Consider the following 14112-nt stretch of genomic DNA (forward strand, 5'->3'; position numbering starts at 1 on the left):
AACCGTTAATTGCTTAATCTCCTTGGATAGCATCAACCCTATTGGACATAGAGCCAAAAAAGACCGATTAACCGATCTTTCTTGTTATTATTTTGCTACTTGTTCTACATTTTTCCCTGCGTAGAAACCACAATTACCGCATACACGGTGGCTTAATTTCATTTCGCCACACTCAGGACAAGGATTCATTCCTGGTACGTTTAATTTGAAGTGAGTACGACGCTTTCTTTTTACTGCTTTAGATGTTCTTCTTTTTGGTACTGCCATGTTTTACACCTCCTGGTAGTTGATGACCATTATTTATCTTGGTCTGATAATAACGTTTTTAAGGCTGCAAATCTTGGATCAACTTGATCCTCTTCTGCTTGGTTTTGAAGATTATATTCTTCTTCGGTTACAACTGTCCAGTCTTTGCCTGAAGGAAGATCTGTATCATCCTCTGCAATGACTTGTCTTGGAATATTCAAAAGAATATTATCAACAGCAGACGCTGCGAGGTCAATATAGTCATGTTCAAGAACAATAGTGGTTTCCTCATAGTCTTGAGCATTAAAGTCTAAACTTTTATCAACGTAGCGTTCTCTCACCTTTATTGATAAAGGGACAACTACAGGCTTCAAACTACGAGTTGAAGGCAATGTCACGTCCACATCAAATTGGCAGTGGAGCACAAACTCTTCATCACGCAAAAGGAAGTATCCCTTAGAATGCACTTCATCTATGTGGATTATATCCGACTTGCGTTCACTTATTTGTGATTGGATATCTATTCGCTCATCAAAAGAATAGATGCCGTCACGACAGGCCTCACGTAATTGACGAAGGGTCCATTTCATATATATCACCTCTAAAACGACAAAATAAATTATACTTAAGAAAAGACAGCTTGTCAATCACAATAATCAATTCTAAACCAATATTAGTATAGCTGATTGACGTTCATATTACTAGTTTAGCTTGCTATAAATAAGGCTCATTTAAATAAATGGGATGCTTTGCTATCACTTGTTCTTCAGTTTTTTTATTAGGATTGGCCTGCAAAATACTATCTACTTGCAAGGCCAAGTGATAATTGTCTGCTATTTCTTGCGATAAATTAGAAAAAAGTTTTAGTTTTTCCGAATTAAAGCTGCTTAAAAAGGCTCGTCCCACTTGATTAAAAGCCAAGATACGAAGCACTTTCTGCTTTTTATTTTTTGTTAAATAACTTTGCCACATTGTTTGATCAATATGCAATAAAACCATCATCAATAGACGTTGTACAGCTGACCGTGTCCACCGACTCGAAGTAAGAGCATCCACTAATTCCTCCCAAGACTGAGTTTTGAGATTTTGCTTATAGATAGCCGACTCCATCCCCTCGACCATTCCTTGAATTTTAGCAAGACCTTCTTTCCCCAACGCTAAGATAGCATAGTTGAGTAAGGTATAATAATCTTGCCATTCGATTAAGGAATGCATTTGCAACTTCTGCCAAGTCATTATCGGAAGATTTCGAGCTTTTAGAACACCCTCTTGAACTTCCTTTCTGATTTGACTGCCTGAAAGGATAGATATTGGTTGTAGCTCATGTGGTAGCTCAATCCACTGTTCTAGCTCTTGAGTTTCTTTAAGACGAGGGATAACAATTGGTTGAATTTTAGAACCTTTTAGTGCTTTTAAGTACAGAATGCCTAGCATTTGATTGCTAGCAGATGGATCGAAACTTAAACTGTATTCATGCTGTTTCAATTGTTGAGCGACAGCCGTTTGATAAGCGGCTGGGTAGGCCTTTCCTTCTTTAAGTAAAAGACGGATATTTTTTTGCAAGTCCGCATCAATTAACTCAATAAAATTTAAATAGGCTTGAAGATCTGCTAATTCAGCCGATTCACTTCCAAAAGCTAAATAATCAACCTCCAAGTCTTTCATGATGTCAACGGAGCTTCCGGCAAAAAAATCCGCTGCCTGCAGACTAGCATTCAATGGAAGTTCGAGGACTAGGTCTGCTCCATTTTTTAAGGCAAGCTCTGCCCTATGCCATTTATCCAGAATAGGAAACTCCCCTCTTTGCACAACATTCCCACTCATTAAAACGATAATGCATTCAGCTTGAGTTAAGGTCCTTGCCTTTTTGAGTTGATAGAGATGGCCATAATGAAAAGGATTGTATTCTGCAATAATGCCTAAGGTTCTCAACATTTATTCCCCCTTTTGACATACAAAAAACCAACGATCAGTCTTTTGATCTTGAGATTCGTCATACTGACGTTCACCAAAATTGACCAAAACTTGAATTTGTTGTGGTTGCAAGCCTACTTCTAGTAAAAAATTTTTATAAGTAGCTAAGGGATAGGTTTTTTCTTCTAGGTCGACTTGATAACGTCTATAAAAATCTTGATCAGCTTCAGACTCAACGCGATCAAAGACAGTTAACTGGTGAATTACACTTAAATCATTAGCTTTAGTGAAAGATGTCCACAATAGAGCTCCCTTTTCATCTTCATCCTGATAAGAAAATTGATCAAATCCTTGACTCAATTGATAAGGGGTCCATACATCAAACAATAATCGACCACTATCTTTTAGACAATTAACCATTGAAAAAAGAGCCTGTTTAAGCTCTTCTTCATTCTTTAGAAAACATAAAGAATCTGCATAGCAAGTCACTAAATCATACTTTCCCTCTTCTGCTTCTAGATTGAGCATATCACCTTGTTGAAAGATGAGGTTTTCATATTCATTTCCTGCTTGTTTTTTAGCTTGGTCAATCATTGCTTCATTTAAATCCATACCCTTAACTTGCTGATAATTCTTAGCTAATAAACGGCTAAAATAACCTGTCCCACATGCCATATCCAAAACATTTTCAACAGCTTCTCCTGCATGAGCTAAAGTAAAATCTAGCCACTGATCATAGGCGCTCAAATCATTAAAACGGTCATAAACCAAAGCGACATCGGTAAAACTCATTAAGGATTCACCCATGCAGAAATGTCCACTAATAGCGCATCTCGCCAGATTTTTTCTAAATTATAATGGCTACGCTCTTCATAATGAAAGACATGAACAACGATTTCATAAATATCAATTAAAATCCAGCGTCCGCCATCTTTTCCTTCAGAACCCTTGATATTTATATTCGCTTGATGACATTTTTCAATGATTTCGTCCACAATCGCATTAAGTTGACGTTCATTCTTGGCGTGCATGATTACAAAATATTCTGCCAAGGGTGTCATTTGACTTACATCTAAAGCCATAATATCTTGGCCCATCCGATCGTCCGCCGCTTTTACAATTACTTCTAATTTTTCTTTACTTGATAATGTCATAATTCCTCCTAAATAGCTTTATTTGCTTTATAATTTTTAATCCAACTATTATAGACTTCAATTTGTAAGGGGAAAAGATATTCTTGCCTTTTCATCAAGTGCTTTACTGTCATACGCATCTTCAAAAAACAGGCCTTATCTAAATCAATTTGACTTAGTTTTCTAACCTTATTGACTCCTTTAAAATTACGTCCTTCTTCTGTATAGTCTGCGATATAAAGTATTTTTGCAAGTTTTGACATTTGGTGCCAGCCCGTAGTATGAGCAGCTACCGCTTGAATAATTTCATCATCTTGACATGCTAGATCCGTTTTCAATATTTGTGCAGCAGCAAAACCATGCCAGATTCCTTCTGTTGCGTCTTCAAGCCGCTCGTCTGACCAAAATGCTTGAGCTAAATTTAACATTGCCTCGGATTCAATTTCTTTGGCATAGTCATGCATTAAAGCAACGATTGATGCTTTTTCGATATCTTCTTCATAAAGCTTCGCTAACTCAAGCGCTTTTTTTTCAACCCCCATTACATGATCAAACCGTCTTTTTGATAAACGCTTTTCTAATTGATTAATCAACTCTTGACGGCTCATATTAATAAAGTCTTGTTGGTAAATAAGTTCTTCTGTCATAAAAACTCCTTCTTTCATCAATCCAAACGTCGATATAGGTCGTGGCGGTTAATATAGTCTATCACCGCATCAGGAACTTGATAACGAATGGATTGTTCCAAGTAGACTCTTAGACGAATTTCCGTTGAAGAAAGCTCTACCAAAGGACTGTCTACCCAGATGATTGGATATTGCCCCCCATAAATTTCTTCGCCTGGACGTCGCACACCCACAAATTGAACCATTGAAGCCAATTCACTAATGTCACGCCAAGTCTCTAGTTCATTAGCTGAGTCACTCCCAATGATAAAGTAAAAGTCGCACTCAGGGTAAGCTTTCACGAAATGCCTCATAGTATCAATGGTATAATTTTTCCCACCACGATTAACTTCGTAGGCTTGGAGTTTAAACAAAGGATTACCTTCGATCGCTCTTTGAACCATTTGCAGCCGGTGTTGAGAAGCAATGGTCTGCTTCCCTGGCGCATGAGGTGGCTTTGCGGTTGGCATAAACCAAACTTCATCTAAATCTAATTGTTTTCCTACTTGTTCAGCCATCATTAAATGACCTAAATGAGGCGGATTAAAAGTCCCTCCTAAAATACCGATGCGTTGGCGATCACGGTCGGTTGTTAAATCCGCTATTTGTCCTAAGGTGATCGAGGCATATTCTCGCTCAAGCCTCAAAATAGTTTGTTCACTGACGATCGTCCGCATGGAGGTCTCCTTTCTATTGCTATTGAATAGTGGCTATTTCTTCACTTATTCTTTGATATTTTTCTTTGTGAGAAGGGCGATAAAGAACAGCTGTATGTCCAACGGTTTGAACAATTACTGCATTAATTGCTTGAGCAATTTGTTCAGCCGCTTGATCAATTTCTTCATCAGAATTTTGCAGAATATTAAATTTAATTAATTCTCTTTTTTCAATGGCTTCATCCACTTGTTGAATAAAGACTTCTGTAATTCCTAATTTTCCGATTTGAAAAATTGCTTTTTCTTTTTGCGCTTTTTTTCTAAGAAACTTAATTTGTTTTTTATTTAATACGGTCATATTGACTCCTTTTCTAACTAGATCTGTTTAACCTAAATCATACTTTCTCTTTGTGTAACTTGGACAGCTTTTGGAGCCCATAGTCTTACTTGAACAGGTTCATTAACTGTTAACCATCCTAGTCCAGCAATCGCTAAATCTTGATTGGGTTTTAATTGATAATCCCTTCCTTGTAGTTCAGGAAAATTAACTGCTTGATTGAGATATGGAGGACTTAAGAGTTGTCCTTTGTGCTTAAGGTAAAAGTCATCTGCCTTATCCGTTTTAGTCCGGTGAATATATGTCTCATTGGAGACATAAAAAGTAAAGGCTGCCCTTTCTCCTGCTATAAAATCAACTCTACCTGCTCCAGCTAAAAAGAGTGTTTGACCAGCATTTAACTGAAAAGTTCTAGGCTTAATTGCTTTATTGGGTAATAGTTTTTTCATTCCCTGACGATCTAAGTAATGAGCCAGTTGGTTTTCCTTGATAATTCCCGGAGTATCAATGATACCCGTTGTTTCTGTTAATGGTATACGAATCGTATCGAGTGTGGTGCCCGGATGATCAGAGGTTGTGATTATTTCTTTGTCTCCACCATAATGTCTCAGTAGTTGGTTAATTAAGGTAGATTTTCCAACATTAGTAACTCCCACTATGTAAACATTACGTTGTCTTACCTCGCGGTCAATCCGATCAATTAGAGCTTGTAAGCTAGCTGGCTTATTGGCTGACAGCAAATACACTTCGTCTGGTTTTAAACTATTTTCAAAGAAACGCTGTTTCAACCAATGAACGATTCGATTTTGTTTGACTGATTTTGGTAATAAGTCTACTTTATTAGCGACTAAAACAAAAGGTTGCTTGCCAATAAAACGATTTAAGCCAGATAACATACTTCCTTCAACATCAAATATATCAATAACATTCACTACAAAAGCATCGTCTTCTGAAATGGAAGAAAGGCGATCCAGAAATATATCGTCTGAAATTTGCACATCCTGTAGCTCATTATAATGACGCAGTCTGAAACAGCGCTGGCAATAAAAATCGCCTTCTATTTTTTTCTTCTCCATGATAGAAGCCAATAAATACCCCATCTTATTAGGATCTTCACTTTGAATTTCAGCCCCACATCCAATGCATTGATAGTTTTCTTGTAAATTAGTTTGGTCTTTCAAGTTGGTCCCCCCAGTCTCCATGTCGGTCAATCCCAATCCATTTCAGTGCCATTTTTTCTAAAGTGCGATTGACCAGGGTGTAAATATTATCATTATTGACAATAGGTTTAACTAAAAGTACTTTCAAACCTAAACTCTTAGCTCCTATTACATCGGTCATTATCTGGTCACCGACCACTAAGACATGCTCCGGCTTAACTTGCATTCTTTTCATTGCTAAGCGAAAACTACGTCTGAGCGGTTTTAAGGCATGACCGAGATAAGGTAATTTTAAAGGATCCGCCACCCTATGTACTCGTTCGGGATGATTGTTGGATAAAACAAATAATTTTATACCTGCATCTTGCATACTCTTTGCCCATATTGCTAATTCTTGGGTATGATCTAGGCAATTCCATGCCAAGAGTGTATTATCAAGATCTACTATTAGGCCTTTAATTTGCTGGTTGATTAGATCAGATGGCTTAAGACGATAAACTGAATTAAGACACCAAGTGGGTTGAATCAATTTTCTCATGATTCCTCCTATACTTTTTTATTATCTTCATTAACTTATTTCTTTTTTTACTTAAAGTCATTATAGCACATTCTTGTATTCTTATACTCATGATTCACTGGCTCTAATATTTATAATTATCTTGCTTAGGATTTTAACTGATGAAAAGATTATATGTTTATGATAAATAAAAAGAGGTCTAGGATTTCGATTATCCTCAGACCTCTTTTTGTTTGTATTAACCCAACAGATCAAATATTTCAATGGCTACTAGATCAATGTTGTCAAAGCGGAAAACAGTTCCCGTTTCTGATTCTGTCATTTCAAAAGCATCATCATTTGGTAAATAAGTCACTTGGCATTTTTCAATCCCATCCAATTCAAATCGACGAATTTCAACTTCATCTTTTGCCTTAGTCATTGTTTCTAGTCGTTGAATAATTCCAGTAAGTACAGATGCTTTCATGATTTCCTCCATTCTTCACTAAGAAGATAATTTATTTTATACAAGGTATACTAACAAACTGAGATAAAATTGCAAGAAATAAATTTTAAGTTGCTTCCCAACTTAGAGTGAGGAGGACTATTAAGCTTGATCCCACCAAAGCTTAATCAAAGCTTGAGTACCATCATTTTCATGACCTTCTTTTGCTAATTCTTGGTATAAATCATAGGCAAGTTTTGTACCTGGTAAATTTAAATTGGCTTTTTCAGCTTCTTCTAAAGCAATACCTAAATCCTTGATATAGTGCTTAACAAAAAATCCAGGTGAATAGTCTGATTTTAAAATACGAGGCCCATAATTGGCCAATGACCAGTTATTAGCAGCTCCACCAGTCAAGGTTGCAATAACTTTTTCTAAGTCTAACCCATTTGCTTTAGCATACCTTAATGTTTCGACCATGCCGGTCATTGTCCCAGCAATCATAATCTGATTACTTGCCTTAGCATGTTGGCCAGAACCTGCAGAACCATGGAGTTGAATACTTGCACTAAATGTTTCAAGAATAGGACGAACTTGATCTAAAGTTGCTGCATCTCCTCCAACCATAGCTGTTAGGCGTCCTGCTTTTGCTCCTAAATCTCCACCAGAAACAGGTGCATCTAAAACAGTAACACCCAAAGCTTGTCCTTTTTTAGTGAGTTCCTGAGCCAAACTTGGTCTAGAGGTGGTTAAATCAATAAAAACCTGACCTGAGTGAGCACCCTTAAACAAGCCCTTTTCACCTAGGTATACCGCTTCAACATCTTCAGGATAGCCAACTATTGTTAAGACTAAGTCACATGCCTGAGCAACTTCTTCAGGTGAAGCTTGCCAAATAGCCCCTTCTTCAACCAATTGATTGGCTTTAGACCTCGTTCGATTATAAACATAAAGCGGATAACCAGCTCTTAATATGTGTCTAGCCATTGATTGTCCCATAACACCTAGTCCGATAAAACCTACTTTGAGTGTTTGATCCACTATATTTTTCCTCCTATTACAATTTCACGAATAACATTTTTTACTTTACTAAAGACACGATCAAAAAGGCCAGTTTCTTCTTCAATATATCGCTCACATACTTGCTTGTAAAAGGTTAAAACTTGATCCGTAAACTTTTCTACTGATATTTCATATAAGTTATCTGTATCAATTGGATCAACTTGTTTTGAGTCTTTTTTCTCCAAAAAGTCTCTAATTGCTTGATTAAGTGTGTAATTTTCATCAAATAAGGCGCCAAAAGCCTCTTCTTGCATCACAGTCTTGAGGTAATCATTACTCTTAGCAATGATTGGACAGCGGTTAACAATTGCTTCTAGATAAGTCAACCCTTGCGATTCCGACTCTGAGGCATTTACATATAAATCAGCCATTTGGTAATAACGCCAAACTTCATCATGATCGACAAATCCGACAAAGCGCACATCTAAATCATGTTTACGACTAAATTGTTCTAGACTATCTCTTTCTGGTCCATCCCCAGCAATCACTAATTTTAGATTTGGATCCTTTTGCTTCAATTCACAATAAGAATATAAGACTTCAATTATATTTTTTTCTTTAGATAAACGTGATAAAGATAATAATACACGGTCTTTACTATTAAAACCTAAAGTCTTCCGCAAAGTTTTAGCTTCTTCTGGTTTAAAATTTGGAATGTTTACTCCAGTAGCTATTATCTGTATAGGAACATGAACACCATAAGATTCTAAAGTATCTTTAGTTAATTGACTGGGCGCAATGACTGCATTTGATTGGTTACAATACTGACGTGAAATTACTCTTACATGATTGGCTTGAACTAAGAGCCCATCTAAAATATAGTGGGTATAATTTTCATACATTGTATGATAAGTATGTATATTAGGAATCTTCAAACGGCTAGCAACATACTTACCAGCTAAACCCATACTAAACTCGGTGTGCGTATGAATAAGGTCTAAGTTCATGGAACGCGCTATTTTCAAACAGCGATCGAATCCCCGATATGCAATTCTTCGATCAGAAAAACTTAAAAAGGGAACACTTGAAATCCTAACAACATCTGGCTCTGCTTCTGCATTCGGATCAGTAGTAGTGAAGATAACTACCTCATGTCCTCTAGCTCGCAATTCTTTTGTTAATAATTTGATTGAAGTTGATACACCACTTAATTGAGGAAAGTAGGTATCCGTAAACATGCCTATCTTCATAATGCTTCCTTCCTAGAGCTTATTTCTATTCTCATCTATTATAGTAAATATTTTACTACCTTAACAACAGTGTTTTTTGTAAAAAAAAGACACTAGAAACGATTTGTTCCACAAACATATGGCTATGCTTAAATGGCGACAAACTATTCCTAGGGTCTTAACTATTTATGAAATACACTTTAGGCTAAATATTGATTAACAAGCTCTTCTACTGCTTCAGATGAATTACATTCCTTGATCACGCGATCAGCTAATTCTTGCATCTTTTTACTATCTAAGCGTGAAATTAACTGACGTGTTCTTAAGATTGACGAAGCAGACATTGAAAACTCATCTAATCCCATACCTAGTAGAATAGGTACCGCCATTTGGTCACCAGCCATTTCACCGCACATACCAACCCATTTACCTTCTTGGTGAGCTGCGTCAATTACAAATTTGACTAATCTCAAAATAGAAGGATTATAGGGTTGATAAAGATAAGAAACTCGCTCATTCATTCGATCAGCAGCCATTGAATATTGGATTAAATCATTTGTACCAATTGAGAAGAAGTCTACTTCCTTTGCAAATTGGTCCGCTAAAACAGCAGCAGCTGGAATTTCAATCATTATTCCAACTTCGATAGAATCTGAATATTCAACCTGCGCTTGTTGAAGTTCTTTTTTAACCTCTTCTAATAAAGATTTAGCCTGGCGAAACTCTGAAATTGTAGCAATCATAGGAAACATGATTTTCAAATCACCATGAACCGATGCTCTCAGTAATGCTTTCAATTGTGTTTTGAACATCTCTGGCTTATCTATAGAAATACGAATAGCACGGTAACCTAAAAACGGGTTCATTTCTTGTGGCAACTTCATATATGGCAAATGCTTATCGCCACCTATATCCATGGTTCGAACGACCACCCCTTTACCATCAACAGCTTCAAGCACTTGACGATAAGCGCGATATTGGTCATCTTCACTAGGAAAATCAGCAGCATTCATGTAAAGGAATTCTGTTCGATACAAGCCTACTCCATCTGCTCCATTATCAATAGCTCCCTCAACATCCTTAGGGGTTCCAATATTGGCAGCAATTTCTACTGTTTTACCATCACTAGTTATGGATGGCGATGCTACCAATTTTTTTAATTCTTCTTGGACTTGTTTAAATTGGTCGCCTTTATGCTGATACTCTTTTAGTTCTTCCTCGTTTGCTTGCAGGATAATTTGACCTTCTAAGGCATCTACGATTAAGTTTTCTCCCTGTTTAACCGCTTGAGAAACACCTTCAATCCCAACAACGGCAGGTATCTCTAACGACCTTGCCATGATAGCAGAGTGAGATGTTCTTCCGCCAATCTCTGTGACGAAGGCTTTCACATATTTTTTATTCAATTGCGCAGTGTCGCTTGGCGTTAAGTCTCTAGCCACCACAATTACTTCATGGTCAATAGTAGCTGGAGTCGGTAATTCCACTCCTAATAAAGCAGCTAAAAGTCGTTGTTTCACGTCACGGATATCTGCTGCACGTTCTTGCATGTAAGGATTGTCTTCCATCGCTTCAAATGTAGCAATAAACATATCTGCAACTTGTTCAAGACTAGCCTCTGCATTCATCTTATCTTCTTCAATCAAAGTTTTTACTTGGGCTAGGAATTCTGGATCTGATAAAACTAAAAGATGTGCATCAAAAACTTTTGCCTCTTCTTCACCTAATTGGTCAGCAGCTAATTGGCGAATATTTTCAAGTTCCGCTTTTGCTTGGTCAACAGCGACAGACAAACGCATAAGTTCCTGTTCACTATCTTCAATTGACTTTTTGTCAAAACTTAAGTCGGGATCCACTAATAAATAAACAGGTGCAATTGCAATCCCATCACTAGCCGCAATACCGGTTAGTTTATTAGTCATTATTCAGATAAGCCCTCTTTCTTCATGGTCTCTGTTACCGTTTCAATAGCTTCTTTTTCGTCAGAACCTTCAGCTGTAATTGTAACGTCAGCTCCTTGTCCTACGCCAAGAGACATCACTCCCATAATTGATTTCAAATTTACTGATTTACCTTTATATTCTAAGTTAATATCTGATGAAAACTTACTAGCTGCTTGCACTAATAAAGTTGCAGGTCTTGCGTGAATCCCAGTCTCAGCAACTACGTGAAATTCTTTCTTTTCCATATGTTCATCTCCTTAAAGACATTATTTCTAATATTAAGCTATGCGCTGAATAGCTATTCATTCTAGGCAAATAAAAACCCAGGCAAACGCTATCATTATTATACACAAAACCAAAATTAAAAGCTAAGATTATTTACTTATTAAATACCAGTAACCCTTAATAAGAGATTTACATCAACTGTTTAAGTTTAACATCAGGGTGTTTGTCTTTAAACCAATTTTCAGCAAACTGATTTTCAAAAAGGAAAACAGCTTGGCCGAAACGATCTTTTGCCAGAAGGTTTCGTGAGGAAGACATCTTAGGATCTAAGTCCTCATCATCAATCCAACGTGCAATTTTTGACCCCATTGGTGTCATTTCAACTTCTGCATTATATTCGTTTAATAAACGATATTGAAAAACTTCAAACTGCAGTTGTCCGACCGCTCCTAGTATATACTCTTCTGTATGATAGGTCTTATATAATTGAATGGCTCCTTCTTGCACAAGTTGTTCAATTCCTTTATGGAAAGATTTTTGCTTCATTACATTCTTTGGCGCTACTTTCATAAAAATCTCCGGCGTAAATTGTGGTAGATCTTCAAATTGGACGGCTTGGTTACCTGCATAGATGGTATCACCTATTTGAAAATTCCCCGTATCATATAAGCCAATAATATCGCCTGCAAAAGCATCTTGGACTTCTGCTCGACTGTCGGCCATGAACTGGGTAGTATGTGCCATTCGAATGGTTTTGCCGGTTCGGTTTAAAGTAACTGTCATTCCCTTTTCAAAACGGCCAGAAACAATCCTTACAAAGGCAATGCGGTCACGGTGTGCTGGGTTCATATTAGCTTGGATTTTAAAAACAAAGCCTGTAAAACGCTCATCTGTTGGCTGGATATATTCTTCGTCAACTGTTAAAGCCGGCGCCGGCTGATGAGACAAATCGACAAAGGCATCCAAGAAAGTTTGTACGCCAAAACCCGTTAAAGCGGACCCAAAAAAGACGGGCGTTAATTTTCCTCGTGAAATAGCCTGGCGATCAAAACTATTACCCGCTTCATGTAAAAGTTGTGCATCATCAATTGCTTGACTATAAATAGATGATAATTTAAAATCGTGGTCTCCTTGGGCATGTCCTTCTTCATCCAGTGCTATAAAATAATCTTCATCATCTGATTGACGAATTTCCACGCGCTGATTGTATAAATCATATAGACCTAGTAATGTTTTACCCATACCCATTGGCCAATTCATTGGATAGGCATTAATTCCTAAGACTTCTTCTAATTCCGCTACTAAATCCATTGGCTCGCGTCCATCGCGGTCTAGTTTATTCATAAATGTAAAGATAGGAATTCCACGCTTTGAGACGACCTCAAATAATTTCTTAGTTTGAGGCTCAATTCCCTTACCAGAATCGACCACCATAACAGCAGCATCGACTGCCATTAAAGTACGGTAGGTATCTTCCGAAAAATCTTCGTGACCTGGAGTATCAAGAATATTAACTTGATAGCCATCATAATCCACTTGCATGACAGAAGACGTGACTGATATACCTCTTTGCTTTTCAATTTCCATCCAATCTGATTTAGCGAATTTATTTGATTTTTTTCCCTTAGCTTTTACCGTTCCCGCTTCACGTATAGCTCCAGAAAATAATAAAAGTTGCTCGGTGATAGTTGTTTTTCCAGCATCGGGATGGGAAATGATTGCAAAAGTTCGACGACGCTCCACTTCTTTTGTTATATTTTTAACCATTATTTCTCCTCATTTCTGTTGATAACTTAAAGACAAGAAAAGCTGGGTTTACCCCCAGCCCTTTTTTATCATTTAGTTAACCATGAGCTTTCTTAAAATCAACCAATTTTTTGTCATTTGTCTTTTCTGCCGTTTCTTCATTCTTTATAACATCTTGAATTAAACGTTGTAATTCCTCTTTTTCTCTATCTGACAATTGTTTTTCTGCCGAAAGATTCTTTCGATGACTGTTTGGTTGTAAGTCATCTTGCTCATAATCTTCAATCTGATTCCTAAAACGATCCACTTGCTTGCTAGGAAAAACCTCATCAAAATTAGTTGATGAAACAAATTTTTCATAGTCTGAAATCATATCTAGCATTTGTGATTGCATCATTTTTAATTGATCTTTTAAATCTGTTCCTGTATTGGCTAATTCCTTACTATAATATGCAAAGTTTTCTTTGTATTGGGCCACTTGCTCATTAGTACGATTTATTAGCTTTTCTGCTTCTGCTTCTGAATCGGCAATAATTTCATTTCCTGTCTTTCGTGCGTCCACTAAACCATCTTTTAGAGCGGCTTCAATCGACTGGAAATAAACCACTTTCTCTTCTAGAGCTTGTACTTTCTGGTTTAAATTAGCAACGTCTCTTTCTAAAGATTTAATTTTTTCATCTTTATATTCAACTAATTGGTTAACTTGTTTGCGATTATAGCCAAATAGATTAACAGACACTTCGCTGATACGGTCCATTTACTCACCTCATAACTTTCTTTTCCATCAACTAATTTTAACAAAAAATACTTGTTTTGAATAGGTCCTATTGCGATATCCCTTATTTAATGACTTTTTAAACAGATAAATTATCATAACAAGTGCAACGTTCAATAAACGCAGAGTTCATTAGCTAT

Annotated in this window: 17 protein-coding genes; all 17 read right to left on the bottom strand. The window is 36.9% G+C overall.

The annotated features are described in order from the left end of the window. Positions 1-87: 87 nt before the first annotated feature. The 17 genes from rpmF to ACQV2Q_RS08630 all read right to left on the bottom strand — a co-directional run bounded on the left by rpmF (position 88) and on the right by ACQV2Q_RS08630 (position 13954). Positions 88-267, bottom strand: coding sequence for a 50S ribosomal protein L32 (rpmF, locus tag ACQV2Q_RS08550; protein ID WP_428874498.1), 180 nt, complete (start codon positions 265-267; stop codon positions 88-90). A gap of 29 nt (positions 268-296) precedes the next feature. Further along, positions 297-836: a YceD family protein gene (locus tag ACQV2Q_RS08555; RefSeq protein WP_428874497.1), complete on the bottom strand. Its 540-nt coding sequence runs from the start codon at positions 834-836 to the stop codon at positions 297-299. Between the two features lie 124 nt (positions 837-960). Next, complete coding sequence (locus tag ACQV2Q_RS08560) at positions 961-2181, bottom strand: nucleotidyltransferase family protein (protein ID WP_428874496.1); 1221 nt, start codon at positions 2179-2181, stop codon at positions 961-963. Beyond that, a complete protein-coding gene (locus ACQV2Q_RS08565; protein WP_428874495.1) occupies positions 2182-2967 on the bottom strand; it encodes a class I SAM-dependent methyltransferase in 786 nt (261 codons plus the stop codon). Further along, on the bottom strand, positions 2952-3314 hold the full coding sequence (gene rsfS / locus ACQV2Q_RS08570) for a ribosome silencing factor (RefSeq protein WP_428874494.1): 363 nt from the start codon (positions 3312-3314) through the stop codon (positions 2952-2954). The genes ACQV2Q_RS08565 and rsfS overlap by 16 nt, the downstream gene beginning before the upstream one ends. Positions 3315-3322: 8 nt before the next feature. Next, positions 3323-3940 carry a bis(5'-nucleosyl)-tetraphosphatase (symmetrical) YqeK gene (yqeK, locus tag ACQV2Q_RS08575; protein ID WP_428874493.1) on the bottom strand — a complete coding sequence of 206 codons (618 nt, stop codon included), beginning with the start codon at positions 3938-3940 and terminating at the stop codon, positions 3323-3325. Between the two features lie 17 nt (positions 3941-3957). After that, the gene (locus tag ACQV2Q_RS08580) at positions 3958-4635 is read right to left on the bottom strand and encodes a nicotinate-nucleotide adenylyltransferase (RefSeq protein ID WP_428874491.1); all 678 of its coding nucleotides are present in this window, start codon (positions 4633-4635) and stop codon (positions 3958-3960) included. Between the two features lie 19 nt (positions 4636-4654). After that, positions 4655-4972, bottom strand: a complete 318-nt coding sequence (yhbY, locus tag ACQV2Q_RS08585; protein ID WP_428874490.1) for a ribosome assembly RNA-binding protein YhbY — start codon at positions 4970-4972, stop codon at positions 4655-4657. 32 nt (positions 4973-5004) lie between these two features. Continuing rightward, positions 5005-6153, bottom strand: a complete 1149-nt coding sequence (gene yqeH / locus ACQV2Q_RS08590) for a ribosome biogenesis GTPase YqeH (RefSeq protein ID WP_428874489.1) — start codon at positions 6151-6153, stop codon at positions 5005-5007. Beyond that, positions 6116-6649 carry a YqeG family HAD IIIA-type phosphatase gene (locus tag ACQV2Q_RS08595; protein WP_428874488.1) on the bottom strand — a complete coding sequence of 178 codons (534 nt, stop codon included), beginning with the start codon at positions 6647-6649 and terminating at the stop codon, positions 6116-6118. Before ACQV2Q_RS08595 ends, yqeH begins: the two co-directional genes overlap by 38 nt. Positions 6650-6866: 217 nt before the next feature. Beyond that, positions 6867-7094, bottom strand: coding sequence for a YkuJ family protein (locus ACQV2Q_RS08600; RefSeq protein WP_428874487.1), 228 nt, complete (start codon positions 7092-7094; stop codon positions 6867-6869). 120 nt (positions 7095-7214) lie between these two features. Continuing rightward, positions 7215-8093, bottom strand: coding sequence for an NAD(P)-dependent oxidoreductase (locus ACQV2Q_RS08605; RefSeq protein WP_428874486.1), 879 nt, complete (start codon positions 8091-8093; stop codon positions 7215-7217). Next, the gene (locus tag ACQV2Q_RS08610; RefSeq protein WP_428874485.1) at positions 8093-9304 is read right to left on the bottom strand and encodes a glycosyltransferase family 4 protein; all 1212 of its coding nucleotides are present in this window, start codon (positions 9302-9304) and stop codon (positions 8093-8095) included. Before ACQV2Q_RS08610 ends, ACQV2Q_RS08605 begins: the two co-directional genes overlap by 1 nt. Positions 9305-9483: 179 nt before the next feature. Then, a complete protein-coding gene (ptsP, locus tag ACQV2Q_RS08615) occupies positions 9484-11205 on the bottom strand; it encodes a phosphoenolpyruvate--protein phosphotransferase (protein WP_428874836.1) in 1722 nt (573 codons plus the stop codon). After that, positions 11205-11471: a phosphocarrier protein HPr gene (locus ACQV2Q_RS08620; protein ID WP_428874483.1), complete on the bottom strand. Its 267-nt coding sequence runs from the start codon at positions 11469-11471 to the stop codon at positions 11205-11207. Before ACQV2Q_RS08620 ends, ptsP begins: the two co-directional genes overlap by 1 nt. 169 nt (positions 11472-11640) lie before the next feature. Next, positions 11641-13218 (bottom strand): peptide chain release factor 3, encoded by a 1578-nt coding sequence (locus ACQV2Q_RS08625; RefSeq protein ID WP_428882497.1) that lies wholly within the window; start codon positions 13216-13218, stop codon positions 11641-11643. Between the two features lie 76 nt (positions 13219-13294). Further along, complete coding sequence (locus ACQV2Q_RS08630; RefSeq protein WP_428874838.1) at positions 13295-13954, bottom strand: DivIVA domain-containing protein; 660 nt, start codon at positions 13952-13954, stop codon at positions 13295-13297. Between the last annotated feature and the right edge of the window lie 158 nt (positions 13955-14112).

This window comes from Facklamia sp. P12950 (assembly GCF_050409465.1).
Classification (GTDB): domain Bacteria; phylum Bacillota; class Bacilli; order Lactobacillales; family Aerococcaceae; genus Facklamia.